This is a genomic window from Gloeomargarita sp. SRBZ-1_bins_9 (assembly GCA_039794565.1).
Taxonomy (GTDB): domain Bacteria; phylum Cyanobacteriota; class Cyanobacteriia; order Gloeomargaritales; family Gloeomargaritaceae; genus Gloeomargarita.
In genome coordinates this window covers 1-25,357 of record JAUQVX010000016.1, presented here as the reverse complement: position 1 = coordinate 25,357, position 25,357 = coordinate 1, and the positions used below count along the sequence as shown (strand labels likewise).

Here is a 25,357-nt window from a genome sequence, read left to right as displayed (position 1 = left end):
CACCCCTTCACGGACACCTTTCTGGGCCTTTTAGCGAGGGGGTTTCGGTTTTCGTCTTTTGAGAATTCATATTCTCATAAGTTGAAAGGGGTATAGCGGTCGGGTGGGGCCTGGGGTCGCAACCGGGAAGACCCAAGCCATGTTCAAGTGCCAGGAATTGGATGCCGACATGCAGCCCTTTTGGGAGAAAAAGGTGCGGCAGTATTACAAAGTGGGGCCTGACGAGGATTTTGGTGTTGCAGTGGCTGACTTGGAAAAGGCGGGAATTTTCTCGGAATTTAATCGGGTGATATGTGTGTCCGTTAGCTATATCCGCTGGGAGAGGGGTAGGCCCATCAGCCATATAAAATCCTTGTATAATTCCGATAAAAATGAAAAGGCCGTTCTGACGGACATTCATCAACTACTCTGTAAACTCGGCCTGAGTAACTATTGGTTATGTGGACATAATATTAAAGAGTTTGACTGCCCAGTGCTGGCGCGACGGATGCTCATCCATGGAATCCAAACCCTGCCTAAAAAATTGAATAACTATGGCAAAAAAACCTGGGAAGTTCCCTATGTAGATACTCTAGATTTATGGAAATTTGGTGACTTCAAAAATTACACTGGCTTGGCCTTGTTATGTCGCCTGTTTAGCATACCCAGTCCAAATCAACTATGGATGGCAGTCAAATTGGCCGGTTATATTGGCAGGGGTGTGATTTGGATAAAATTGCCGAGTATTGTGAGGGGGATGTGCGGGCAACCCTGGCGGGGATGGCCTTGCTGGCAGATTAATCACTGTTTGCGCTGTAGTCTGCCGGTTAGTGTTGATTTTTATTGAATTTTTGGGTAAGTTGGCCAGTGGGATTGCTAAAATCAAGTGAGGGGTTTGGGGGTGGGAGTTATGGAAATGTTGACGACGCCTGGGGGTATCCAGGTTAAACGCCAAATCTCCAAGACGGAGCAGGAGGCCCTGGGGATAACGTCCTGGCCAATTTGGGAAAAGGGGGTATCGGAGTTTCCCTGGACCTACGATACCCAAGAAACATGTTATTTTCTGGCGGGGGAGGTGACGGTGACCCCTGTTCAGGGGGAGCCGGTGACTATCAAGGCGGGGGACTTGGCGGTTTTTCCCAAGGGGTTGCAATGCACCTGGAAAATTACCCAACCGGTCCGTAAACACTATCGTTTCGATTAAATTTTTTATTAGCATCCTATCCTGAAGGGATGATGGAACGCATTCTCGTTACACCGGTCACGCCGGTGGGGCTTCCTTTGACCCGTTTGGATACGGCGACGGCGGAAACCTTCAAACAGCAGTGCCTGGCCCACCTAAACGGTCAACCGAAAATTGTGGGCATTGACCTCAGCGCGGTGGGTTTCATGGACAGTAGGGGGTTAGGGGCGCTGGTGAGTTGCAGCAAGCAAATTCAAGGACTGGGGGGGCAGGTTTTTTTAGTGGCGCCCCAACCCCAAATTCTGGTGCTGTTGGAAACGGTCGCCATCCATCGCTTCATCCCTATCTATCTCAAAAAGGAAGATTTTGCACGGGGTCTGGAACCGGACCGGTCTTGACTAGAGGCTGCTTGTCAAGGGGAGGGCTTCTCGCCTATGGTAACGGGTAGCCTTTGTATCGTTTTTGTGGCCAAGTTAGGCTATGACTGTACCGGATAGCCCCGTGCGCCTGGAGCTGCGGCCCCAGTTGACCACCTGGGATGGGATCGCGTTGATTGTGGGGATTGTGGTGGGGGTGGGGATTTTCGAGACGCCGGTGTGGGTGGCTGCCCATCTCACCAGTGTCCCGCAGGTGCTGGGCCTGTGGCTGCTTGGGGGTGTGCTGTCCCTGGTGGGGGGATTGTGTTTTGCAGAATTGGGCGCGACCTATCCCCATGCGGGGGGGATTTACCACTACCTGGACCGGATGTTTGGGCCGCGGTTGGCGTTTTTGTTTGCCTGGGCGCGCATGACGGTGATTCAATCGGGTTCGATTGCCTTGCTGGCCTTTGTGTTTGGAGATTATTGCAGCCAGTTGTGGCGGCTGGGGGACTACAGTGCCTCCTGGTATGCGGCAGGGGCGGTAGTGCTGCTGACCTTGGCTAATGGACTGGGGGTCAAACCGGGCAAATGGCTCCAGGCGGTGTTGAGTGGGGCGAAGGTACTGGGTTTGTTGCTGGTGGTGCTGGTGGGCTGGCGCTCGGCAGGAACCACGACTGTGACCGGGACGTCGTCCGGTACGTTTAACCTGGGGTTGGCCTTGATTTTTGTGCTGTTTACCTATGGGGGGTGGAGCGAGGCGGCCTATATCTCGGCGGAATTGCGCCAGGTGCGGCGAACCATGCCACGGGTACTGTTGGGCGGTATTGGCCTGGTCACGATTTTGTACCTGCTGGTCAATGGGGCCTACCTACGGGGGCTAGGTTTAGCGGGGGTGGCCCAATCCCAAGCGGTGGCGGCTGAGTTAATGCGCCAAACCTTAGGGCCGGTGGGGGTGGTCTTGACCAGTGGGTTGATTGCCCTGTCGGCCTTGGGAGCGATGCAGGGGACGATCATCACCGGCGCCCGCACCAATTACGCCCTGGGGCAGGACGTGGCCTGGTTGCGTTGGCTGGGGGTCTGGAACTCCCGCTGGGATTCTCCCGTCTCGGCTTTGGGGTTACAGGGGGGGATATGCTTGGCCCTGGTCGGTTTGGGGACGGTGACCCGCAAGGGGTTTGCCACGATGGTGGATTACACCGCGCCGGTGTTTTGGCTATTTATGCTGCTGACGGGTGTCGCCCTGATGGGTTTACGACGGCGGGAACCGGATCGGCTGCGACCGTTTCAAGTGCCGGGCTACCCCCTCACGCCCCTGCTGTTTTGCGCCACCTGCGGCTACCTGCTCTACGCCAGCTTGGCCTATACCGGCATTGGGGCTTTGGTGGGGGTGGGGGTGCTAGCCGTGGGTCTGCCTTTGAGCTACCTCGCCAAACCGACCTGAATCCTCTCTAGGCTACTGGTGCGTACTGTATTTGTTATTCACGGAGGTTCTTCGACAATGCTGCGTAAATCGGTGGTTTTGTGTACGGGTATCGGTTTCGGTCTGGCGGCGGCCGTGGCTTGGGTGGGGCTGCCCCTGCGCGCTGTGCCCCAGCGGCCCGACCAGGAACCGGTAGCCCAGACCCTGGACACAGAGTACATTGCCAAGGATGTGCCCTTTGTCCCCACTCCCCAAGAGGTTGTAGATGCCATGCTCAAATTGGCCAACGTCAATAGCGAGGATGTGCTGGTGGACCTGGGCAGCGGCGATGGGCGGATTGTGATCAGTGCTGTGAAAAATCATGGGGTCAAACGGGCAGTCGGCATTGAAATTGACCCCGCCTTGGTTGCCCTCAGTCGCCGCAATATCGAAATGGCTGGCATTGCGGACCGGGCCGAAATCATCCAGCAGAATCTGTTTGATGCGGATTTGAGTAAATATACGGTTATCACGATGTACCTACTGCCCAGTGTGAATTTGCGCCTGCGACCCCGACTCTTGCGGTTGCGGCCCGGAACCCGGATTGTCTCCCATGCCTTTGATATGGGCGAGTGGAAACCGGATAAGGTGCAGCAGGTGGATGGGCGGATGATTTATCTGTGGATTGTGCCCGAACCGAACCAGGTCCCACCCCAATGGCTGCAAGAGGTACCTGAATAAATAGACCCGCACCCAAATCCGCCATCGGTCCAAGCCGACACGGCCATCGCTAGGGAGCACAAAGGCAACAATCCCTGCGCAACCAGCTAGGTCGCCAAGGGGGGTTCGCCCCAGGGGACTAGACCCCACAAACAGCACCTCAATCCCCCCATGCAGTCCACAAGACGTGGGGATTGTTCCAGGCGTAGCCCAACAGCAGTAGCTTCTGGGTGAACCCACCTTTTTGTAACCACGGCCTGGTTTCTACCCCTACGCCCAGTTGTCAGGCGGCGACTCAGGGGAATGGCCACCTCCATAGATACACCCGAGCCAGGCGGTATGGCGCAGGAGCAGCAATACGTAGCCTCAACTGCCCGGGTTGTTGACCGGAACCATGGCCACCGTGGTCATCCTCCGAAAAACATCCAAACTGAGCCAATGCCTTTCCGTTAATCCACCGGTTCCAGTTCTTCCGCCTGCAAGTGGGCCTTAAATTTGGGGTCGAACTGCACTACGATGGGTAAATTGGCGGTCAGCGGGCGACCCTGCCAGGTGCTAATCACCTCCACCACTTGGCCGACTTGCCCTTGGAGGTTGTAGGGTTTGCCCTTGTACTGTGGATGATGGTACACCACCACGGGGGCCTTGACCCGCACCGTTTGACCGACCCGAAACGGAGACTCTTGACTCATGATGGTTTTCCTGGGTTGCTGTGTTGATCCTGACACGAAATGCCCCCTTTAGCGACCCCGTAGTACGGGATTGATGGGTTCTTCTTCGGGTTCCTCGGGGGTGGGGCTGGGGGCTGGCGCCGGAGCGACCAATTGCAGTTGCAACTGATAGGAACCTTGACCGCCGGTAATTTTGACCTCGTAGGTGCCGCGTTGGGATAACTGATACCGACCTTCGCGGATGGAGTCTTGGCTTTGTCGGTCGGGGTAAATGAGGGCAGCGGTCAGCTGGGGGTCACTCGCATTCAACACTAGCACCAATTCCCAGGGGGGAGCGCCGGGGTTGGGGTTGACGCTGAAGGTGTACACGTGGGTTTCGGCAGGCCGCAGGGTACGCTCCGTTTGGAAGGTGCCACCGGGCTGCAACTCAATGGAGGTGGAGCGGGTGACGGGTTCAGCAGGGGTATCGGCGGGCGTGACCGTCGGCGCAGGGTTCGGTTCCCTGGGTTCCTTAGGGCGGGCGCGCTGGCTGACCAGGGTTTGAAATGGCAGGGTCAACAGGGCTATGACCGCCAAGGCGACGGCAGCTATAAGACCGTATTTCCACACCACCCTGTTGAACAGGGAATCCACCAGGGATGGGGGGGCAACGCGAGTCGGGGGTGGCGCCGGCCGGGCAGCACGGGTCACGGTGGTGGGGCGATGGGTTGGGGGAGAGGCCGCGTCCAGAAGATGGAAACTGCGCAGGGCAGCCAGGGCTTCGCCGGCGTTGGCATAGCGTTTGCTGTAGTGGTAGCGCACCATGCGGTCGAGGACGGTCGCCAGGGCATGACTTACCTGTACCCCCTGCCGCCAGACCAGTTCTCCGGTTTGGGGGTCGCTGGCCAGTTCACTCGGCTCCTTGCCGGTCAGGGCGCAAATGGCCACTATGCCTAGGCTGTAAATGTCGCTGGCAAATTGGGGTTTGCCCTGGGCCTGTTCGGCGGGAGCATAGCCGACTGTACCGATGGCAACCGTGGCCCCGGTGCGTTGCTGAGCAGCCGTTTGGGGGTCGCGCAGTTGTTTCACCGCCCCAAAGTCAATCAGCACCAGCTTGCCGTCGGATTTGCGGCGAATCAGGTTGTCGGGTTTGATGTCCCGGTGAATGACCCCATGGCGATGGACAAAATCCAGGGTGGTTAACACATCGGTCAGTAGGCGGACCACCTTTTCCTGGGGCCAGGGCACCCCCCGCTGCATCTCCTGGCTCAAGGGATGGCCCTCGATGAATTCCTGCACCAAGTAGAACTCACCCTTTTCCTCGAAATAGGCCAGCAGCGCAGGGATTTGGTCGTGTTTGCCCAGTTGCTCCAAAATTTCCGCTTCGCTATTGAACAGGCGGCGGGCGGTGGTGACCACAAATTCATCATCGCTGTCGGGCTTCAGGTGCTTGATGACGCAAAAGGGCTGGCCTGGTCGGTGGGTATCCCGCGCCAGGTAGGTGGTGCCAAACCCCCCCGACCCCAGGACCTTGACGACCTGGTAACGCCCGGCCAATCGTTCACCCGTCTGCATGCCCCCGCCTTCCCCCAGCCTTACCGTTATTATGACCGATAGTTCCCTGGTTATCGGCGCGAATGATCACCAGTCAGACCCGTTTGCTGGCGGTGCTGGGCGACCCAGTTCACCACTCCCTCTCGCCCCTGATGCACAATGCCGCATTTGCCCACGCCCGCCTGGACGCCTGTTACGTGGCCCTACCGACACCGGCGGCCCATTTGGGGGACGTCCTGACCGCCCTGTGGCATACCCAATGGCTGGGGCTGAACATCACCATTCCCCACAAGCAGCGGGTGATGAAGTACCTGGCGGAGCTGACCCCGGCGGCCCAGGCCATCGGCGCCGTGAATACCCTGTACCGCGGGACCTCCGGTTGGTGCGGGGCCAACACCGATGGGGTGGGTTTTCTGCAACCTTTGGTGGACTGGTCGGGGGAAACGGCCCTGGTCCTGGGTTATGGGGGCGCGGCGCGGGCGGTGGTCTGGGGTTTACGCCAACGGGGCTGTCAAGCCATTCACATCTTTAGCCGCAACCCCCAGCAGACCGTCCCCCCGCCGGCTGTCATCCATCCCTGGTCGGCCTTGGAGTTCTATCTGCCCCGGGCGGATTTATTGGTCAACACCACGCCCCTAGGGATGGCCCCCCACAGCACCGCCAGCCCCCTAACTCCGGAGCAACTGGGGCAATTGCCGACCCACGCCTGGGTGTACGACCTGATTTACACGCCCCGGCCTACGCAATTACTGCGCTGGGCAGCCGCACGCGGTTTGCGCACCCAAGACGGCCTGGCGATGCTGGTGGGGCAGGGGGCCGCCGCCTGGGGCTACTGGTTCGGTCAGGAAGCCCCCATTACCGTTATGACCCAGGCCCTGGAGCAGTTTCTAGCTCAATCTATACCCGCCAGGGCACCCTCCGGCCCCACCAACGACACCCAGGGATGCCGCAAATAACGCTGGGCGGACCGCCAAAGCTGTTCTGGGGTCAGTTGCCGGATCAACTGGGGAAAGGTGACATCGTAATCGGCCCCCAACCCCAGCACCTCGTACCACCCCAGCAAATGGGCAATCTGGGCATTGGTTTGTTTTCCCAACGCGTACTGCCCCAGCAACTTGCTCCGGGCCGTGAGCAGTTCCGCTTCCGGCAAAGGGGCAGCCAGCAGGCGTTGCATCTCCGCGGCCAATTTCATCAGCGCCAACTGGGTATTCGCCGCCGCCGTTCCCAAATACACCCCAAAGGGAGCCGGTTGCCAGCGGGTGGGATAAAACGCCGACACGTCGTAGGCCAAGCCCTGCTTTTCCCGCAACTCCACAAACAACCGACTGGATAGGCCATTGCCCAGATAGGTGCTCAGCAACTTCATGGCCGCATAATCCGGGGAATGCACCGCCGGCCCTGGATACCCCAGCATTACGATACTCTGCTGCGTGGGGCGAAACGTGCGCAGGGGGGCCACCGGCCAAGTCGGCGTGGGCACAGGGGGGGGTTGCCAATCCGGTGAGGGCGCCGACCAATCCCCAAAACAGCGTTCGACCCAATCCCGCACCCGTTCCGGTTCCACCCGCCCGCAGATGCTCACCACCGTGTGGCCCGGGCAAAAGTACTGCCGGTGATAGGCCCGCAGGTCCGCTGCCGTCACATGCTGTACAGTTTCCGGTGTCCCCAGAGTGCTGACGCTGTAGGGATGATGGGGGTAAAGGGAGCGCCGTAACTGGTCATAGGCCAGGCTAAAGGGCTGCTCCTGCTGCAAGCGCAATCCCTGCACCGTCAGTTCCCGCTCCAGGACCACCTCATTTTCCGGGAAACTGGGCAGCCGCCAGAGTTCCGCCGCCAGGGTCAACAACTCGACAAAATCCGCTGTGACCGTCTTGAACCCCAGGACAAAGTAATCCGGCGCTGCCTCTGTCCCCAAACTCGCCCCCAGGGACTCCACCGTCAGGGCAATGTCCTGGGCCGAACGCTCCTGGGTACCCTTGGTCAAGGTGGCCGCCAGCAGATGGGTCAATCCCCACTGGTGGGGCAATTCCGCCAGCATCCCCGGTCGCAAAAACAGCCGCGCCGCCACAATATCCGCCGCCGGGTTATCCACCACCAGCAGCGTTAAGCCATTGGCCAGGCGCCAGCGGGACCAACGCCCCTGGAGGGACCCACTCGTTGGCAATTCCACGTTCATGTCCCTTCCCCCGGCTGGATCCACAACCGCACAGCCCGGTCCGGGTGGAGATAACGACAGGCCAGTTCCTGGAGGCACTCCCGATCCAGTTGGTTCAAACGGTCTGGGTATTGCAGGCCCTGGGCCAACCAGCCGATGGAGTGGTAGTAGCCATACAACTGGGCCATCTGCTGGGGTGTTTCCAGGGCGAAGGTGTGGGCGTGGAGCAATTGCCGCTTGGCCCGATGCAATTCCTCGGTGGCCACCGGTTGGGCTTGTAGGGCTTGGATTTCTGCCGCGATCACCTCCTGCACCTGCTCCGGATCAACCCCTATCGGCAGCCAAGCAGTAAGTTGCCAGTGTCCCCCGGCCAGTTGGTGCTGATAACCGGCGTCAATCTCCTGCACCCAGCCCCATTCCTCCCGCAGGCGTCGGGTTAAGCGGGCCAGCCGTCCCCCCGTCAAAATGGCAGCCAGTAGGTCTAACCCCCAGGCCGTCATGGGGTCCTGCTGAACCGGTACCGGCCACACCCACCACAGCCGTCCCTGTTCCGCCTGGGGCCAGTATAGCTGGTGATAGCCAGGCTGCATCGAGCCCGGTAACACCAATTGGGGGACCGTCGCTTCCGGTGCCGCTGGGATAGCGCAGACCTCCTCCAGGGTGGTGAGCAGGGTTTCCCAGGGGACGGCCCCCACCACCACCACCACCATATTGCCGGGGTGATAGTACTGCCGGTGAAACTGCTGCAACACCGCCGGGGTAATGCGCGCCAGACTCTCTAGCGTCCCCAAAATCGGTCGTCCATAGGGATGGTCCGGGTAACAGCATTGCCAAAGCATTTGTTGGCCGACCCAGTCGGGCTGGTCCTGGGCCTGGTACAACTCCTCGGCAATCACCGCCTGTTCCTGCTCCCAGGCCTCCGCCGCCAACTGGGGCCGTAACAGGGTATCCGCCAGGGCCGTCAAACTTTCCCGCCAGTGGTCGAGGGACGTGACCACGTAATAATGGGTGTAATCCTGACTGGTGGCCGCATTGGTCAAGCCCCCATGCTGTTCGATCAACCGGTCAAAGGCCCCCGCCGGCAATCGCTCACTTCCCCGAAACACCATGTGCTCTAGGGCATGGGCCAGGCCGTTGTAGGTCGCCGGTTCCACCGCTGACCCCACCCGTACCCAGAATTCCAGGGCCACCACCGCCGTGGGCTGATAGTGATAGACCACCTGTAGTCCGTTGGCTAATGTCGCTGTGTGTATCGGTGCAGTGGGAAAAACCAATTCAGTCAAGCGCTCCCTCCCTTCCAGGTCACAATGAGCGCATCGCTAGGGTCCAACCCCACCGAAATTGACGCAAATCAACCGATTGACAGATGAACTTATATAGTAGTTTAAATTCGTTGGGAGAGTTTCCGGCAGTGGGAGGGACCGCCCTGGTGCGTGGGTGTTGGGGGATGTCTACCAAACGGGGTACATTAAATGAAAGTGTTGTTGGTGACCAGCCTTTATGCCCCGTGTTTTGGTAACCGAACCCATTGACCCGGCGGGAATTGCCATCTTGTCCCAGGTCGCCCAGGTGGATCAGCACCACAACCTGACGCCGGCGGAACTGCGGGCCTGTATTGGGGATTACGACGCCCTGTTGGTGCGGTCGGCCACCAAGGTAACCGCCGAGATTATTGCTGCCGGGCGCAACCTAAAAATCATTGGCCGGGCTGGAGTGGGGGTGGACAACATTGATGTGGCGGCGGCGACCCGTCAGGGGATTGTGGTGGTGAATTCCCCAGAGGGCAACACCATTGCGGCGGCGGAGCACACCATTGCCCTGATGTTGGCCCTGTCGCGCTATATCCCCCAGGCGGACCAGACGGTGAAAAGGGGGGCCTGGAACCGCCAGGAATTCGTGGGGGTGGAGGTCTATAAAAAAACCCTAGGCATTATCGGGCTGGGTAAAATTGGTTCCCATGTGGCCACCATTGCCCGGGCGATGGGGATGCGTCTGTTGGCCTATGACCCCTACATTGCCAAGGAGCGGGCGGAACAACTGGGCTGTACGTTGGTGGAGTTGGATATTCTCCTGCGGGAATCGGACTACATTACCCTGCACATCCCCAAAACCCCCGACACCACCCACCTCATCAACCGGGAAAGTTTCAAAAAAATGAAGCCCACCACCCGGATTATCAATTGCGCCCGGGGGGGACTGATTGACGAGGTGGCCCTGGTGGATGCCCTGCGGGAAGGGCGCATTGCCGGAGCGGCCCTAGACGTGTTTGAGCAGGAACCCCCTGTCAACAGCCCCCTGTTGCTGTTGGGCAAGGAGGTCGTCTTGACGCCGCACCTGGGGGCTTCCACCCTTGAGGCCCAGAGCAATGTGGCCACCGATGTAGCCGAGCAAATCCGGGATGTGTTACTGGGGTTACCGGCCCGGTCAGCGGTGAATATCCCCGGTCTGAGTCCTGAGGTGATGACCCGGCTCAAGCCCTATCTAGAACTGGCGGAAATTTTGGGGAATCTGGCGGGGCAACTGGCGGGGGGACGCGTCGAAACCCTGGAGGTGCGCCTGCAGGGGGAATTGGCCAAGCAGTCTAGCCAGCCGGTGGTGATTGCCGCCATTAAAGGGTTGCTGGGGCCGGCCCTGCAGGAACGGGTGAACTATGTCAATGCCGCCATCGAGGCCAAGGAGCGGGGGATTCGGGTGGTGGAAACCCGGGATGAATCGGTGCGGGATTACAGCGGGTCCTTGGTGGTCACGGCCCAGGGCAGTCAAGGGGGGCACAGTGTAGCTGGGGCCTTGCTGGGGACGGGGGAATTGCGCATCACCAACATTGATGGTTTTCCCATCAGCGTCGCCCCCACCCGTTACATGCTCATCACCCTGCACCAGGATATGCCGGGCATTATCGGTAAAATCGGCTCCCTGCTGGGTAACCTAAACGTCAACATTGCCAGTATGCAGGTGGGACGGAAGCTGGTGCGGGGCGATGCGGTGATGGTTTTGAGCGTGGACGACCCCCTGCCCGACGGGGTGGTGGAAAAAGTGCTACAGGTGCAAGGCATTCAGGAAGCCTACGTGGTGAATCTCTAGCCCTTTGACCTGACTGAATGACCTCTGCCATCCATCCAGTAATTATTGCCTTGGGGAGTAACCTGGGGGATTCCTTAACCATCTTGCGCCGGGCCTTGCAGCATCTGACGGATCGGCACGGGTTACGTCTGGTGCGCTGTTCCCACTGGTATCGCACGCCGCCCCTGGGACCACCCCAACCGGATTTTTTCAACGGTTGCGCCCTGTTTGATACCAGTTATTCCCCCCAGGAACTGCTGCATATTCTCCGGGAGACGGAACAGTTTTTTGGGCGGGTCCGCACCGGTAGATGGCAACCCCGCACCCTGGATTTGGACATTATTTTTTATGACCAAACCGTGATACAAACGCCGGATTTAACCATTCCCCATCCCGAATATCACCGGCGCGCCTTTGTGTTAGTGCCCTTGGCGGAAATTGCCCCCCATTGGCCTGACCCCCGCACCGGTGTACCGGTTGCTACCTTGGTGAAACAGGTGGATTGTACCGGCATTAGGATAGTGCCAGATTAGGGTAACCCCAATCTGCCTGCGGTGACATCTCATCTGAGACGGCGATAGCGATTTGAGAAGGGACAACTGACCAAGCCGGTGATGAGATTCGAACTCACGGCCGCTCGATTACGAATCGAGTGCTCTACCGCTGAGCTACACCGGCACTTAGAATATAAGGATACCAAATCGTACATCGGTTATGGACATACCAGAGGAGGAACGCCGACGGCGCTTCCGGGAGGAACTGCGGTCCCCCTACCGGAGCTTACGGCAGTTTATTTACCTGGCGTTTGGGTTATCGGGAGCGATCGGAGCGCTGGTGTTTGCCGGTGACCTGCTCAGGGGCGAGGGCGGTTGGCGCACGGGGGTGAACCTGCTTTTGCAACTGGGGCTGGTGGCGGCTATGGTCACCCTGGGGCGCTGGGAACGGCGTCATAGCCAGCGGCAGCGGCATCGGTTAAGATAGGATTTACCACCACAGTCGAGGGTTTGCGTGGATGCGGTCGTAGCGGCTACCCAGACGGCGGCATGTCCTCATTGGTTAGAAGAACTTAACCGGAATCCCACGCCGGACTCCCTCCTGATGACCAAGGCCTTTGAATTTGCTGAGCGGCTGCATCGCGGGCAAAAACGCAAGTCTGGCGAAGACTATATTGTGCATCCGGTGGCGGTGGCAACCCTGCTGTGGGAATTGGGAGGAGACGCCCAAATGGTGGCTGCCGGTTTTTTGCACGATGTCCTGGAAGATACCCAGGTGACGGCAGAAACCCTGATGCAAGAATTTGGCCCAGAGGTCACCCGCCTGGTGGAAGGGGTTACCAAGCTCTCTAAATTTAGTTTTTCCAGCAAAACGGAACGGCAGGCGGAAAGCTTCCGGCGCATGTTTGTGGCCATGGCCCAGGATATCCGCGTGATTGTGGTGAAACTGGCTGACCGCCTGCACAATATGCGCACCTTAGAATACCTGGAACCGGAGGCCCAGCGCCGCATTGCCCAGGAAACACTGGATATTTTTGCCCCCTTGGCCAACCGGTTGGGGATTTGGCGCTTCAAGTGGGAACTGGAGGATTTGGCGTTTAAGTATTTAGAGCCGGAGGCCTACCGGCAAATGCAGCAGTATGTGATGGAAAAACGGGCGGACCGGGAGGCGCAAATCGAGCAGGTAATTAGTCAATTAGGGGGTAAGTTGCGGGATGCGGGCATTGACTACATCGAAATCACCGGACGCCCTAAACATCTCTACGGCATTTACCAAAAAATGCGCCGCCAGCAAAAGGAATTCCACGAGATTATGGACGTGGCGGGGGTGCGGATTATTGTCAATACGGTGGACGAATGCTACCGGGCGCTGGCGGTGGTCCACAATGCCTTTCGGCCGGTGCCGGGGCGCTTTAAGGACTATATCGGCCTGCCCAAACCCAACAACTACCAGTCGTTGCACACGGTGGTGATTGGACCGCGGGGCAAGCCCCTGGAAGTACAAATCCGCACCCTGGCGATGCACTACGTAGCGGAGTACGGGATTGCCGCCCATTGGAAATACAAGGAAGCCGGCAGTGGCGCCAAATTAACCCGCGTGGAGGAGCGCTTTACCTGGCTGCGGCAGTTGCTGGAATGGCAACAGGATTTGAAGGACGCCCAGGAGTACGTGGACAACATCAAGGACAACTTCTTTGACCAGGAGGTGTACGTTTTTACGCCCAAGGGGGATGTGGTGGATTTGACGGCAGGGGCCACGCCGGTGGATTTCGCCTACCGGATTCACACGGAGGTGGGCCATCACTGCTGGGGCGCGCGGGTCAATGGCCGGCTAGTGCCCTTGCATACCCCTTTGAAAAACGGGGACATTGTGGAAATCCTAACCCGGGAGAACGCCCGTCCCAGCCTGGATTGGTTGAACTTTGTGGTCACCAATACAGCCCGCAACCGCATCCGCCAGTGGTACAAGAAGCTCAACCGGGAGGACCACATCGCCCAGGGCAAAGCCTTGTTGGAGGCGGAACTGGGGCGCACGGGTTTGGATAATCTGCTTAAATCGGACGTTATGCTCCAGGTGGCCCAGCGGTGCAACTACCACCAGGTGGAGGACTTACTGGCGGCTTTGGGGTATGGGGAAATCAGTTTGAATCAGGTGATCAGCCGCTGGCAGGAGGTGATCAAGCAGCAAACCCAAGCGGAGGAGCTCACCTCCCCGGAAGCACCCCTGGGAACCAAACCCGCCCCGGCCGGGGAAATCGCCAGTTTACAGGGATTGGCCCACCATTTGGCTCAATGCTGCCAACCGATTCCCGGGGAGCCGATTGTGGGGGTGGTGACCCTGGGAGGGCGGGGGATTTCCATTCATCGCCAGGACTGCCCCAACCTCAAACCCATCCCGGTGGAACGCCTCCTGCCGGTGAGTTGGGACGGGGTGGAGGACCGGCGGCAAACCTATCCGGTGGTCATCCAAGTCACGGTCATTGACCGGGTGGGGGTGTTGCGGGACCTGCTGAGCCGTTTAAGCGACCAGCGCATTAATGTCAGCGATGTGCGCATGACCACCCATGCGGACCAAACGGCGGTGATTACCCTGCGGCTGGATGTGTTGAACTTAGAGCAACTACAAACGGCCCTGAGCCATGTGCGCAAGATGAGCGATGTACTGCACCTGCAACGGCTGGGCCAGGGTTAACCGAACCAGTGGGACGGCTCCCGCCCGGCTTCCACCACCTGGGGAATGTGATGGCTGATCCAGTCGCTGCGCTGTTGGAAAATGTCCTGGATGCCCTGGTGCACCAGCTTTTCAATCTCCAACCGCCGGGCGGTACAGGGTTGGCGCTGCTGCCACACCTGGTCCTGGGTGACGTACATCCCCGCCTGGGGCAAATGGTTGAGCACGTACACCACCAATTCCTGGCGCAATTCGGGAATGGCAAAGGCCTGTTGGTAGGGGTGATGGGGATAGCTATCCAACACCGCCTCGATTTCACTGACGATCCACTGCTCATTCAGGTTGACCACTGCCTTATACATGACCGGCACCTGCAACGCAAGGGCTTGGGGAAAGGGCTTCCCTACCCTCGATCCTGACACAGCCTCAACATTCCCTTCAGAAAACTTCGTAATTGGTGGTCACGGTTCAGGTTGCCCACCCAGGGCGCTAAATCCCCGATTCATGGCCTATTTAGCTGTATTTTTGCAGTACGTATTCCCCTCAAGCCAGCCGCCGCCCAGACTCCTGTACTAACATCTAATTCGGCCTATCCTTGACCGGACCGACGTTTACACCCTCTTTACCCAAATACACTTTTCTTCAGTAAACTTCAAGTAGGACATGAAGGTTTCGTTATAGTATGGATTATTTGTGGCGAGGCCACCGGATTCGTTACCAGGTGGCGGGGGCGGATCAGGGGGGGATGCCGCTGGTGTTGGTCCATGGGTTTGGGGCGTCCGGTGACCATTGGCGGCGCAATCTGCCGGTTTTGGGGGAGCAGCATCCAACTTATGCCCTGGACCTGTTGGGGTTTGGGGGGTCGGCTAAACCGGCGGTGGCCTACACGTTTGAGTTGTGGGGAGAGCTGGTGGCGGATTTTATTCAGCAGGTGGTGCAGCGGCCGGCGGCGGTGGCGGGCAATTCCATCGGCGGGATTGTAGCCCTGCAGGCAGCGGTGCTGGCCCCAGCATGGGTGATGCGGGTGGCCCTGTTGAACCCCTCCCTACGGTTGCTGCACCGGCGCAAACGGCATCTGTTGCCCTGGTACCGGCGTTGGGGAGCGGTAGCTTTGCAACAACTCCTGGGTTGGGAACCCTTCGGGCGGTGGTTTTTTCACCGGTTGGCGCGCCCGTCGGTGATCCGCCAGATTTTAACCCAAGCCTACGCCCGCCAGGAGGCCATCACCGATGAACTGGTGGAGTTGCTGTACCGACCATCCCAGGACCCCAGCGCGGTGGGGGTGTTTCTGGCCTTTGTGCGCTATAGCGACGGACCGCTGCTGGAGGACTTGTTGCCCCAGGTGCGCTGCCCAGTGTGGTTGATATGGGGAGAAGCCGACCCTTGGGAACCGATAGCCCAGGGACGAGCCTTGGCAGAACAGTTCCCCACCATTGAGCGCTTTATCTCCCTACCTGCTGTAGGCCATTGCCCCCAGGACGAAGCGCCAGAGCTGGTCAACCCCCTGCTGCGGGAGTGGCTAGGAGCCTAGGCAGAGTCCTGCATCTGCATGCGTTGTTTGCGGCGCAGGACGGCCCGGTAGATGCGCTCGGCCACCCCCGGCAGTTGCCGTTCAAACTCCAGCAAAAACCGCTCGTCGTCGGTAATGTCGCCCGGGTCTTCGCCGGTGGCCAGGGTCTGTTGCAGGCGGGGGTAGGCCTTTTCGTCCACAATGCGCACCAGGGCATCCAGACAGCGGAGGAATTGCCGCTCCGTCAAAGGGGCATCCTCCAGGGGAAATTCAATGATGGCCCGTACTTCCCCGTCGCTGGGGTCATATTCCCACTGCACCATCTTGGTTTCCCAGGCGATGGTCAGCAGCACTTGCAAAGCGGCCGCCTGGTGGGGGTGGTTCTGGATTTGCAGCACCTGGGGAGCATAGAGCTTGAAAAACTCCCCGTCCTCCTCCAGGGCAATCACCAGCAGCAGGCGCTCCAGATTGGTGGTCTTGACCCCCGTGACGATGCGGTTGCGCTCCGGGTCAAGGTCATAGCGCCAATGCATGCGGTCGAGGTATGCACTGATTTGCGCCAGAGTTGTCGCCATCGTCATCTGGGTTGACCCGTTCCCCCTATTGTACGGAACCGGCAGCCCCCATGAGACACCGTTGCACCGCTTCGCGGTAGAGACTTTTGGGTTTGACCCCCCGCCACTCGTCAATCTTGGCCTTGTGCCGGAACAGTTGCACCGTCGGTGTGCCCGTCACCCCCGCCGCCTGGGCAATTTCCGGGTCCTGTTCAATGTCAATCAACACCAGATACATTTGCCCGGCGAACTCCTGGGCCAGCTTTTCCAGGATGGGCTTCAGGGAGCGACAGGGCCCACACCCCGGCGCCTTGTACATCACCAAGATGGGTTTATCGGTTTCGTGGTAGAGCTTGCGCAGGGCATAGCTGCCTTCTTGAATCGTGGCGTTGGGGTCAAAGGTGGGTGCTGCTGCCGGTGGCCCTGGGGAGGGGGGTTCTGTTGCCGGTGTAGCCGTCGAGGAAAATTCCTGGATCAACCCATGCTCCGACAACCACCGTTCCGCCAGGAGCGCCGCCATACAGCCTGTACCTGCTGCTGTAACGGCCTGTCGGTACTGATGGTCCTGCACATCCCCAGCGGCAAACACCCCCTCGACGCTGGTGGTCACCGACCCCGGCTCCGTCACGATGTAGCCTGCGGCATCCAGTTGCAATTGCCCTTGGAACAAATCCGTGTTGGGGGTATGGCCGATGGCGTAGAACAACCCGCCCACGGGCAAGTCCCACACCTCCTGGGTTTGGTTGTTTTTCACCCGCACCCCCGCCAACTGCTCATGGCCATAGACATCCACCGCTTCCGTATGCCAGTGCACGGTGATTTTGGGATGGCGCAGCACCCGGTCCTGCATGGTTTTACTGGCCCGCATCCGTCCTGAACGCACCAGCATGTGCACATGGGAGGCAAATTTGGTCAAATACAACGCTTCTTCGCAGGCCGTATCGCCGCCGCCGACCACCGCCAGGTCCACCCCCCGGAACAAGGGCGACGCCCCATCACAAATGGCACAGGCGGAAATTCCCCGATTCCAGAACTTTTCTTCCGAAGGCAGGTGCAACCGCTTGGCCGTCGCCCCCGTGGCAATAATCACCGCATGGGCTTTGACCTCCCGCTCCGTGGAACGCAGGACAAAGGGCCGCTGGCGCAAATCCACCGCCACCACATCCTCAGCCACCAGCTCTGCCCCCCAACGCACCGCCTGGGCCTTCATCCGTTCCATCAACTCCGGCCCCGTAATACCCTCGGGAAAACCGGGGAAATTTTCCACCTCCGTCGTGGTCATCAACTGGCCGCCGGCGGGGCCGCCCCGGGTTACCCCCGTAAACACCAGCGGTTTGAGATTGGCCCGCCCTGCATAAATCGCCGCTGTATAACCCGCCGGTCCTGAGCCAATAATCACCAAATTCTCCACAACAGGCGTGCCCATGGTAAAACAAACTCATAACGACTATGAGTAATAGTGTAAAGGGAAGGGGTGGGTGCTGGCAAGTGTGGGAAATGGGCTATGATAGAAAGGATGGAGTCGGGGCGTAGCGCAGCTTGGTAGCGCACCACTTTGGGGTAGTGGGGGTCGTGGGTTCAAATCCCGCCGCTCCGATAGGCTGTCAGCAATCCTTGAGCCGGAGGATAGCAAGCCTTTCAGCCTGTAGGTTGGGGAAAAGTTGCCATATTGCAACGCACCCGAATTGGTGTCAAATACCGAGGGAGGCACCTTGTAAAATACTGGTTAAACAGGTTTGGCAGAAACGACCCGTGAACAATCACTGCTTGATAGATTAGACCGGTAAAAATTGCTCTCCCGCCACGGTGGTCAAATCCAGGAAGATGGGCTTTGCACGACATCCAGCCATGCATCCGCCGGCGTGGAGGGTCAGAAAAACAGGTTGTCTAGCGATAAAGCAGCAGGATTACCCCGTTCCAATTCCCCCAGTAGGCGATTCAACTGGACCCAGACCAGTAGCGTTGTCAATACCGCCAGCCCAACCGCTGCCCCCAACGACCATTGCCAAGGAAAGCCGAAAATGTGCAGGCCAGCCATCAAAAAACCGGTCATACCGCCGTTGATACCGATGATGGGTAACTGCAACTGTCGCCGTAAATCCGCCAGGGTGCGCGTGGAATGTTGAGTTTGCCAGGATTGGATCGCCTGCTTGAGTAGGGCATTCAAGGAGCTACCGCAGGCCAGAGCAGCCAGTAACCCCATCAGCAGTAATAGGTATGGAGGTTCGCCGTAGAAGTACAGCACCGATGTAACCTAAGCATGAACTTGGTCTATCCTACCATTGGTTAACAGTTGCTTTATCATCTGGGCGATGGCCCGATCTGCACCAGTTGGCCCCCGGACTTGGCGGAGTTCCTGGCGGATGTGGTCTAGTTGTTCCGGATGCTGCAAGTATTCGCTAATCATTTGTCCTACCATCTCCGGCGCAATCGCCCCTACCAGTTCGGGCACAATTGGGCGTTTGGCCCAGATATTCGGCCAGGCCAGCCATCCCAAACGCCGCTGCATCCACCGGGCATAGAGGGTGGCAAATAGAGGTCCCATACCCGGTAGATTGGCCATGATGCCCGCCAGCCCATCCCACGCCCGCGCCACTTCTCCCAAGGGTTGATGGGTCAACAGGAGGACGAGCATAGGCACACCCAAAGCGGCTAATTCAGCGGTGTTGGCCCCTACGGTGGTCACGCACAGGCAGCACTGTTGCAGGATTTTATAGGCCGGAAATGTTGTTACCAAACGCACCCGTACACCATTTTTAAGGACAAAGTCATAGGCTTGTTGCTCCTGGATCAGGGTCCCAGATGCCCAACCTAACGCCGGAATCAAGGGGTTGGTCTGGGGGTCAGCATAGCGGGCCAGGTCCTCTAGGGTGAGGGTGGGGGCCACTGGCAGGACAAATTCCACCTCTGGGTAACGCTCCCCTAACCAGGCGGCAACCGTCAAACAAAAGGGCACGCCTTGGGTAAGCTTATAGGGTTTGGAACCCGGTAGAAAACCGATTTGGCGTCGGGGGGGGACAGGTTGTTCCCAGGCGCTGGCGGCGGCCACGATCAAATCCCCAACCACCCGGGCGCGCTGTCGGCAGGGCGGAGGAACCTGGGCCAGGAGATGGGGATGGGCCAGGGCCAGGGCGGTAAACCAACGAGGCCAGCGAACCCGGACTTCGGCATAGGCCAAGGTGGGGTAGCCCAGACGCCAGCCGCACACCAGGGCATAGAACGGGTCGCCTCCTAGGAAGATGACCACCCCTCGGGGGAGCCAATCCCACCGCTCGGCCGTTTGCCCCCACAGCAAAAAGGGCCAGAAATGGTTTGCTGCCTGGACGCGGGTGACGCCGGGCATGTGGGTTAAGACACGGGTCTCGGAACCGGTGCTGTGGGGGCAGGGCGATAGCACCACCGAAATGCGCAGGCGTTCACCCCAGTTTTGCCGCAATTGCTCCACCACCGGACGCACCCAGGTCGCCACCTCCCCCGGACCGTTGGTGAGGATCAGCACATCGGCTTCCGGCATTTATCCTAGGTCCTCCAACCACTCTGCCGCCCGTTGACCGAGAGGAAGGGGCAAACTGACCGCTCGTCCCAGGCGCGGCCGTTCCCGGGTCTGCTCTAACCATTGCCACACCTGATCCACCACTTGCCATTCATGCAAGTACAGCAGAATGTTGTGCAGGTGGTCTAGGTATTCTTCCTCACTGAGGGGAAATGAAGCCTGCTCCAGGTAGCGCCACATGACTTGAAAGTAAACCCGGTTCCGCAGGCGGCGCAGTTGTACGTCGTAGGCATGGCCCCACTTGCGCTGGAGCAGTTGCTGTAGGTCCTGTGCCGTCTTCATCCCGACCCTCCTGCCCTTCCCCTTCTATCCTAATGCTGGTGCCACCACGCCAGGGGGGACGACTGGAGCAGTGGGTTGCCTGCCAGGCTGGTCATTGCCTTCTCTAGCTCAGCTTGGCAAGCCTGCGCTCCGTGTCTTTAGCAGCTAGACCCACTCCCTGGCCATACGACAATCTAAGGCGCCCGAGCATGCTCCGACCGAACTAGCCAATTAAAGGCTCTAGAGCTTCATCTTTGGCAGATGTTTTAGTTACGATGGATGTATAAAGGACCACTGCTGCAACCGAGGGATGAAACAAGTAGGCAGGAGGTATCTTTCAGGGATTCTGGTTTATGTTTTCACGATGTCTTTGGCTTCCGTGACCCATGGCCAAGTGATACCGACACCCCAACCCGTTACGGATTGCCAAGCAACTCTGGAAGCCTGGGGTAACCCACCCAATTGTCACTGTCCCTGCGATACCTGTCGCCCCCTATGTAGTCAACCGAAAGAGTCACAAACAGAGAACCCGGTTGCGGAAACGAAATCCTATTGTTGTTATTGGCAAGCAGAATGTTTTAGAACGACGGGGGGGGATGGCACCCTCTGTGGTCAATACGCCACTCACGTTGAAGCCCAAAGTGCTTGTCAACGGGATGCGGAAAGGTCGGTCAGGGGTTATGGTGGAGCCTGTAACATCAAATGTGGTTGTTTTGAAGGGGGCCTCCAACCTTTCGTGGTCTTCTAAGTTGAGCAAGGGAGGACCTACCCTCATCTACGACTACAACGGCTAGGGCTTGTGGTTAGGCCGAATGGGGAACGGGACCCTAACCAGCGGGAGATTGGAAAGGTTCGTAGGTCTTGAGCTGGATGAGTTCAATCTTGTACCCGGTGGGGTCTTCCACAAAAGCAATTTCGGTAGAACCGTGTTTCATGGGGCCGGGTTCACGCACAATTTTTCCCCCCTTGGCCCGAATGTGCTCACAGGTGGCGTAAATATCATCAACCCCCAGGGCAATGTGACCAAATCCATTCCCCAAGTCGTAGTGGCTTTGCCCCCAGTTGTAGGTCAGCTCAATAACCGTCTGCTCGGTCTCATCACCGTAACCCAAATATGCCAGTGTAAACTGCCCCTCGGGGTAATCCTGCCGCCGCAACAATTTCATTCCCAACACATCGCAGTAAAAGCGGATAGAGGCCTCCAGGTCACTGACGCGGAGCATGGTGTGCAGGATACGCATGGGGGTTCTCCTCCAGCAGCCGGACTCACCCCTATTATGCCCCTAAAAGCCAATGCGGGCCAGGAGTGGCGCTTCCCCCAGGGGAGGCAATCCCTCAGCCGTAAACACAATACACTGGTCTTGCGCCGTCAAGGGCACCTGTGGCCGTGGTTGCTCCCTAAACTCCATCACTGCCAGTACCTGCAAAATGGCATCCAAATGACCCAATCCCTGTCCCCAACCCGTGCGGGTGTCCGTTGTCACCAGGGCTACTGGATAACCCTTCGCCAGTAAATCCCGCGCCAAACCGGCACAAATAGCAATCCCCTGTTCACCCCGCTGGGGGTCAGTTCCCACCGGCAAAACGTTGTAGAAATACAGGGTCAGGGCTTGGGTTTCCTGGCGCTCCAAATCCCGGATCAGCCAGGTATCCCGCCGGGCCGAAACTTTCCAGTGAATCCGCCGCACATCATCCCCCACCCGAAAATCCCGCAGGGCCAAAAATTCCCCCTCGCCGCCGACCCGCATCTGAGGACGTTCCCCTTGCCCCACCAGCGCCAGGGACCGCAACGGGGGGGGCTGTCCCAACGTCGGATACACCAGCACACTCACCGGTGCCGTCACCACCCGCACTTTGCAAAACAAATCAAAGGGAAAACGGGTGCTCAATTCATAGCCGTCCAGGGTCCACCAGCCCCGTCGGGGAAAGGTTAACCGATAGGTCCCCTCTACCGTCTGGCCAGGGTCAATCCGTAAAAAGTAGTTGCTCGGTGCAGTTACGCCCCCGCCCACGCGGTCCGTGATGCGGATCGAAAACGTAGGAATCCGCCGCTTGCGATTGTGCACCCGTAAGACCACCAGCGCCGGCGTCCCTGCAAATATCTGACGGGGGAAAACCCGCTCCACCGCCAGCCCCTTCATCGCCTCCTCCGACAACACCCCACTGGCGATGATCAAACTCAGCAACATCCCCAGCAGTAGATAGAGCAGGTTGTTGCCAGTATTGAAAGCGCCGATGCTCACCAGCACAGTAATGGTGGTGAAGATAGCGCCAACGCGGGTGAAGGTGAACCGGCGCGGCAATCGCTGGAACCAACCTTGGAAAGGCACCTATTTTTTCTTGGCGGGTTTGGCCGGTTTCCCAGTCTTGGGCACCGGTTTAATTTCTTGACCGGCTTTGGCCTCCGATTGGGCACCTTTAGCGGAGGTGGCGTTATTCGTCGGCCTACTGTACTTGCGCATGAACCGCTCCACCCGCCCTTCCGTGTCAACGATTTTTTGGGTGCCGGTGTAAAAGGGATGGTTACCCGACCAGATTTCCACATGCAACTGGGGCTTGGTGGAGCCGACCGTCATTACCACCTTGCCTTCGCAATAGACCGGCGCTTCAGGATACCATTCGGGATGAATACCAGGCTTGGGCATAGGCCTTGCCTCCTTAGGATTAACGCTTGGAATACTGGGGCGCCTTACGGGCCTTCTTCAACCCATACTTGCGCCGTTCCTTGGCCCGGGGGTCACGGGTGAGATAGCCTTCGGCCTTCAAGGGCTGACGGTTATCCGGGTCCAACTGACACAGGGCACGCGCCACCCCCAACCGGATCGCCTCCGCCTGCCCCGTCAATCCACCCCCATGGGCATTCACCAAAATATCGTACTCATTCTCCAAACCCAAAGTTTCCAAGGGCGCCTTGAGGGCCGCCAGGCAGGTGGGCATCCCCCGTAAATACTCTTCGGCATTCCGACCGTTAATGATCACCTTACCCGTACCCGGAGACAACCGTACCCGTGCCACCGCCGTTTTCCGCCGCCCCGTGCCCCAATAGGTCACCCGTTGCGCCATAGGTCTACACGTCCTCCTCCAGTCGAATCACCTGCGGTTGTTGGGCCTGATGGGGATGGTCTGGCCCCGCGTACACCCGCAATTTAGTAAACAATGCCCGCCCCAAGCGATTCTTGGGCAACATCCCCTTGACCGCCTCCTCAATAATCCGCTCCGGCAACCGCGCCCGTAACTGTTCAAACGTTTCCACCTTCATCCCCCCCGGTCGCCCGGAGTGCCGCCGGTAGAGCTTTTGGGTGCGCTTTTTCCCCGTCACCTCCACCTCTTTGGCATTGACCACAATCACATAATCCCCCGTGTCCAAGTAGGGGGTGTAAATAGGCTTTTCTTTTCCTCGCAAAATCCGCGCCACCTTGCTCGCCAAACGCCCTAACCGCTGGCCCTTGGCATCAATTACATACCAAGCTGGTTTAAAGGCCGCTGGGGACGGAACGTGGGTGGTGTTCATCAAAGACAACCAAAACGTCACAATCTCTTACTATACACGATAGCACCCCGCTCGGACAAGGGACATAAAAAAACACCCCGCAGGGTGTAGGGAGCAGGTCGGGGGCACTTGCCATTACTGCACGTCGTAGGGATGTTGCCCGGTGAACTTAAGTTTGGCCGGTTCGGGATTTTGGCCGATACGCCGGTCCAGTTTGCCCACGTAAGGCCGCCCCGGATTCACTTTTTCGGGATAGACCCCATCCGCCGGATGCAGGTATTGGATTTCCCCGTTGGGATAAATCCGGTAAATCTTATAGTCAATCTTGAACTTGCTGCGCAGTTGGGCGCCCAGGGCCAGGCATTGTTCCTTGCGGGCCAGGTACAGCAAATTCGCCCCCTCCCGCATGATCGCCGCCCCACCGGTGGGCATTTCAAACACCTGCTCTTTCGGGCTGCTCCAGGTGATGGCGTATTTTTCCTCCACCTCGGCCTTGCGCAGCAACCCGCCCGTGCTACCGCCGAAAATGGGCGCCGGCGTATTCAAATCCAGGGTCATAGGCACTTCCACCACGAAGAACTCGATGGCATCGTACCACTCCTAAGCCGGCAACGGGCCAGCTTGTGAAAAAGCTTTACACTCGCTGGCAGACGAGTCGTTCGGCCACCACGTCCACTCGCACCGTATCCCCCTCCTGGAACGTCCCCCTGAGCAACTCCCTGGCCAATAGGTTCTCCAGATGGCGCTGGATAGCCCGGCGCAACGGACGCGCTCCATAGACCGGGTCGTAGCCCAGCTCCGCCAGGAAATTGATCGCCGCATCCGTAAGTTCGAGCTTAATCTTCTGCTCCGCCAGCCGCTGCCGCAAGCGCTCCACCTGCAATTTCACAATCTGGTGCAGTTGCTCGCGGGTCAGGCTCTTGAAGATGATGATCTCGTCAATGCGGTTGAGAAATTCCGGGCGGAAGTGGTCCCGCATCACTCCCAGTACCCGCTGGCGCAATTCCTCATCCTTGTCCGGCTGGCCCGCCAAATCCAGGATGTACTGTGACCCCAGGTTACTGGTCATGATGATGATGGTGTTTTTGAAGTCCACCGTGTGGCCCTGGGAGTCCGTCAAGCGCCCATCATCCAGGATTTGCAGCATGATGTTGAAGACATCCTCATGGGCCTTTTCGATCTCATCGAACAACACCACCGCGTAGGGCCGGCGACGGATGGCTTCCGTGAGTTGGCCCCCCTCTTCATACCCCACATACCCCGGCGGCGCCCCAATCAGCCGGGCTACCGTGTGCCGCTCCATGTACTCCGACATGTCAATGCGCACCAGGGCCTTTTCCGTGTCGAACAGGTATTCTGCCAGGGCCTTGGCCAGCTCCGTTTTTCCTACCCCCGTCGGCCCCAGAAAGATAAAGCTGGCAATCGGCCGGTTGGGGTCCGCTAAGCCCGCCCGGGAGCGTTGAATCGCCTCGGCTACGGCCTTGACCGCCTCCTCTTGGCCAATCACCCGCCGGTGCAGTTCCTCCTCCAGATGCAGCAGACGCTCCTTCTCCGAAGCCATCAACTTGGTCACTGGAATCCCCGTCCACTTGGCAATGATTTCGGCGATGTCCGCTTCGGTGACCTCCTCCCGCAGCAGCGTTTTGCCGGAGCGTTGCAACTCCTTGAGTTTAGCTTCGGTGGCCTGGAGTTGTTTTTCCAGTTCAGCCCGTTTGCCGTATTTCAAGGTGGCGGCTCGGTTGAGGTCGTATTCCCGCTCCGCCTG

Annotated in this window: 28 protein-coding genes and 2 tRNA genes; 12 read left to right on the top strand and 18 right to left on the bottom strand. The window is 58.8% G+C overall.

The genetic code is table 11. The features are described from left to right. Positions 1–139: 139 nt before the first annotated feature. The 5 genes from Q6L55_11055 to Q6L55_11035 all read left to right on the top strand — a co-directional run bounded on the left by Q6L55_11055 (position 140) and on the right by Q6L55_11035 (position 3,661). Entirely contained in the window at positions 140–826 is a 687-nt protein-coding gene (locus tag Q6L55_11055; protein ID MEN9259246.1) for a hypothetical protein, read from the top strand. A 69-nt stretch (positions 827–895) separates the two neighbouring features. Continuing rightward, a complete protein-coding gene (locus Q6L55_11050) occupies positions 896–1,183 on the top strand; it encodes a cupin domain-containing protein (protein ID MEN9259245.1) in 288 nt (95 codons plus the stop codon). A gap of 29 nt (positions 1,184–1,212) precedes the next feature. After that, positions 1,213–1,560 (top strand): STAS domain-containing protein, encoded by a 348-nt coding sequence (locus Q6L55_11045; GenBank protein MEN9259244.1) that lies wholly within the window; start codon positions 1,213–1,215, stop codon positions 1,558–1,560. A gap of 82 nt (positions 1,561–1,642) precedes the next feature. Continuing rightward, positions 1,643–2,962, top strand: coding sequence for an amino acid permease (locus tag Q6L55_11040; GenBank protein MEN9259243.1), 1,320 nt, complete (start codon positions 1,643–1,645; stop codon positions 2,960–2,962). 57 nt (positions 2,963–3,019) lie between these two features. Continuing rightward, entirely contained in the window at positions 3,020–3,661 is a 642-nt protein-coding gene (locus Q6L55_11035; GenBank protein ID MEN9259242.1) for a 50S ribosomal protein L11 methyltransferase, read from the top strand. Positions 3,662–4,089: 428 nt separating this feature from the next. Here Q6L55_11035 and Q6L55_11030 read toward each other — a convergent pair whose 3' ends face one another. Then, positions 4,090–4,332, bottom strand: a complete 243-nt coding sequence (locus tag Q6L55_11030; GenBank protein MEN9259241.1) for a ferredoxin-thioredoxin reductase variable chain — start codon at positions 4,330–4,332, stop codon at positions 4,090–4,092. A gap of 48 nt (positions 4,333–4,380) precedes the next feature. Next, a complete protein-coding gene (locus Q6L55_11025; GenBank protein MEN9259240.1) occupies positions 4,381–5,865 on the bottom strand; it encodes a protein kinase in 1,485 nt (494 codons plus the stop codon). A gap of 62 nt (positions 5,866–5,927) precedes the next feature. Between Q6L55_11025 and Q6L55_11020 the strand changes: the two genes are divergently transcribed. Next, positions 5,928–6,800 carry a shikimate dehydrogenase gene (locus Q6L55_11020; GenBank protein MEN9259239.1) on the top strand — a complete coding sequence of 291 codons (873 nt, stop codon included), beginning with the start codon at positions 5,928–5,930 and terminating at the stop codon, positions 6,798–6,800. On the opposite strand, the gene Q6L55_11015 is transcribed toward Q6L55_11020, so the two are convergent. Beyond that, entirely contained in the window at positions 6,737–8,020 is a 1,284-nt protein-coding gene (locus tag Q6L55_11015) for a pitrilysin family protein (protein MEN9259238.1), read from the bottom strand. The genes Q6L55_11020 and Q6L55_11015 overlap by 64 nt on opposite strands. After that, positions 8,017–9,282, bottom strand: coding sequence for a pitrilysin family protein (locus Q6L55_11010; protein ID MEN9259237.1), 1,266 nt, complete (start codon positions 9,280–9,282; stop codon positions 8,017–8,019). The genes Q6L55_11015 and Q6L55_11010 overlap by 4 nt, the downstream gene beginning before the upstream one ends. A 217-nt stretch (positions 9,283–9,499) precedes the next feature. Here Q6L55_11010 and serA point away from each other — a divergent pair, with 217 nt between their 5' ends. After that, positions 9,500–11,080 carry a phosphoglycerate dehydrogenase gene (serA, locus tag Q6L55_11005; GenBank protein MEN9259236.1) on the top strand — a complete coding sequence of 527 codons (1,581 nt, stop codon included), beginning with the start codon at positions 9,500–9,502 and terminating at the stop codon, positions 11,078–11,080. A 17-nt stretch (positions 11,081–11,097) separates the two neighbouring features. Beyond that, the gene (gene folK / locus Q6L55_11000) at positions 11,098–11,592 is read left to right on the top strand and encodes a 2-amino-4-hydroxy-6-hydroxymethyldihydropteridine diphosphokinase (GenBank protein MEN9259235.1); all 495 of its coding nucleotides are present in this window, start codon (positions 11,098–11,100) and stop codon (positions 11,590–11,592) included. Positions 11,593–11,665: 73 nt separating this feature from the next. Here folK and Q6L55_10995 read toward each other — a convergent pair. Continuing rightward, positions 11,666–11,737 (bottom strand) — tRNA-Thr (locus Q6L55_10995). Between the two features lie 36 nt (positions 11,738–11,773). Between Q6L55_10995 and Q6L55_10990 the strand changes: the two genes are divergently transcribed. Both Q6L55_10990 and Q6L55_10985 read left to right on the top strand, forming a co-directional pair. Continuing rightward, positions 11,774–12,040 carry a DUF3493 domain-containing protein gene (locus Q6L55_10990; GenBank protein ID MEN9259234.1) on the top strand — a complete coding sequence of 89 codons (267 nt, stop codon included), beginning with the start codon at positions 11,774–11,776 and terminating at the stop codon, positions 12,038–12,040. Between the two features lie 27 nt (positions 12,041–12,067). After that, positions 12,068–14,245 (top strand): bifunctional (p)ppGpp synthetase/guanosine-3',5'-bis(diphosphate) 3'-pyrophosphohydrolase, encoded by a 2,178-nt coding sequence (locus Q6L55_10985; GenBank protein ID MEN9259233.1) that lies wholly within the window; start codon positions 12,068–12,070, stop codon positions 14,243–14,245. On the opposite strand, the gene Q6L55_10980 is transcribed toward Q6L55_10985, so the two are convergent. Further along, a complete protein-coding gene (locus Q6L55_10980) occupies positions 14,242–14,646 on the bottom strand; it encodes a late competence development ComFB family protein (protein MEN9259232.1) in 405 nt (134 codons plus the stop codon). The genes Q6L55_10985 and Q6L55_10980 overlap by 4 nt on opposite strands. 260 nt (positions 14,647–14,906) lie before the next feature. Between Q6L55_10980 and Q6L55_10975 the strand changes: the two genes are divergently transcribed. Further along, the gene (locus Q6L55_10975; protein ID MEN9259231.1) at positions 14,907–15,755 is read left to right on the top strand and encodes an alpha/beta fold hydrolase; all 849 of its coding nucleotides are present in this window, start codon (positions 14,907–14,909) and stop codon (positions 15,753–15,755) included. Here Q6L55_10975 and Q6L55_10970 read toward each other — a convergent pair. Together Q6L55_10970 and trxB are read right to left on the bottom strand one after the other, a co-directional pair. Further along, positions 15,752–16,315, bottom strand: coding sequence for a hypothetical protein (locus Q6L55_10970; GenBank protein ID MEN9259230.1), 564 nt, complete (start codon positions 16,313–16,315; stop codon positions 15,752–15,754). The genes Q6L55_10975 and Q6L55_10970 overlap by 4 nt on opposite strands. Before the next feature lie 19 nt (positions 16,316–16,334). Next, positions 16,335–17,714 (bottom strand): thioredoxin-disulfide reductase, encoded by a 1,380-nt coding sequence (gene trxB, locus Q6L55_10965; protein MEN9259229.1) that lies wholly within the window; start codon positions 17,712–17,714, stop codon positions 16,335–16,337. A gap of 97 nt (positions 17,715–17,811) precedes the next feature. Between trxB and Q6L55_10960 the strand changes: the two genes are divergently transcribed. Beyond that, a tRNA-Pro gene (locus tag Q6L55_10960) sits at positions 17,812–17,885 on the top strand. A 273-nt stretch (positions 17,886–18,158) separates the two neighbouring features. On the opposite strand, the gene Q6L55_10955 is transcribed toward Q6L55_10960, so the two are convergent. From Q6L55_10955 to Q6L55_10910, 10 genes are all read right to left on the bottom strand, one after another. Next, the gene (locus Q6L55_10955) at positions 18,159–18,533 is read right to left on the bottom strand and encodes a hypothetical protein (protein MEN9259228.1); all 375 of its coding nucleotides are present in this window, start codon (positions 18,531–18,533) and stop codon (positions 18,159–18,161) included. 9 nt (positions 18,534–18,542) lie between these two features. After that, the gene (locus Q6L55_10950) at positions 18,543–19,802 is read right to left on the bottom strand and encodes a hypothetical protein (protein ID MEN9259227.1); all 1,260 of its coding nucleotides are present in this window, start codon (positions 19,800–19,802) and stop codon (positions 18,543–18,545) included. Then, entirely contained in the window at positions 19,803–20,123 is a 321-nt protein-coding gene (locus Q6L55_10945) for a DUF3067 family protein (GenBank protein ID MEN9259226.1), read from the bottom strand. An 806-nt stretch (positions 20,124–20,929) separates the two neighbouring features. Continuing rightward, positions 20,930–21,343 (bottom strand): lactoylglutathione lyase, encoded by a 414-nt coding sequence (gloA, locus tag Q6L55_10940; GenBank protein ID MEN9259225.1) that lies wholly within the window; start codon positions 21,341–21,343, stop codon positions 20,930–20,932. Positions 21,344–21,385: 42 nt separating this feature from the next. Continuing rightward, the gene (locus tag Q6L55_10935; protein MEN9259224.1) at positions 21,386–22,432 is read right to left on the bottom strand and encodes a DUF58 domain-containing protein; all 1,047 of its coding nucleotides are present in this window, start codon (positions 22,430–22,432) and stop codon (positions 21,386–21,388) included. Next, positions 22,433–22,747, bottom strand: a complete 315-nt coding sequence (gene rpmE / locus Q6L55_10930) for a 50S ribosomal protein L31 (GenBank protein ID MEN9259223.1) — start codon at positions 22,745–22,747, stop codon at positions 22,433–22,435. It lies immediately after the preceding gene. A 19-nt stretch (positions 22,748–22,766) separates the two neighbouring features. Then, entirely contained in the window at positions 22,767–23,165 is a 399-nt protein-coding gene (gene rpsI, locus Q6L55_10925; GenBank protein MEN9259222.1) for a 30S ribosomal protein S9, read from the bottom strand. 4 nt (positions 23,166–23,169) lie between these two features. Next, positions 23,170–23,613: a 50S ribosomal protein L13 gene (rplM, locus tag Q6L55_10920; protein MEN9259221.1), complete on the bottom strand. Its 444-nt coding sequence runs from the start codon at positions 23,611–23,613 to the stop codon at positions 23,170–23,172. Positions 23,614–23,727: 114 nt separating this feature from the next. Next, positions 23,728–24,150 carry a photosystem I reaction center subunit II gene (locus Q6L55_10915; protein MEN9259220.1) on the bottom strand — a complete coding sequence of 141 codons (423 nt, stop codon included), beginning with the start codon at positions 24,148–24,150 and terminating at the stop codon, positions 23,728–23,730. Positions 24,151–24,226: 76 nt separating this feature from the next. Further along, the coding region (locus Q6L55_10910; GenBank protein MEN9259219.1) for an AAA family ATPase at positions 24,227–25,357 on the bottom strand (1,131 nt) is incomplete at its 5' end.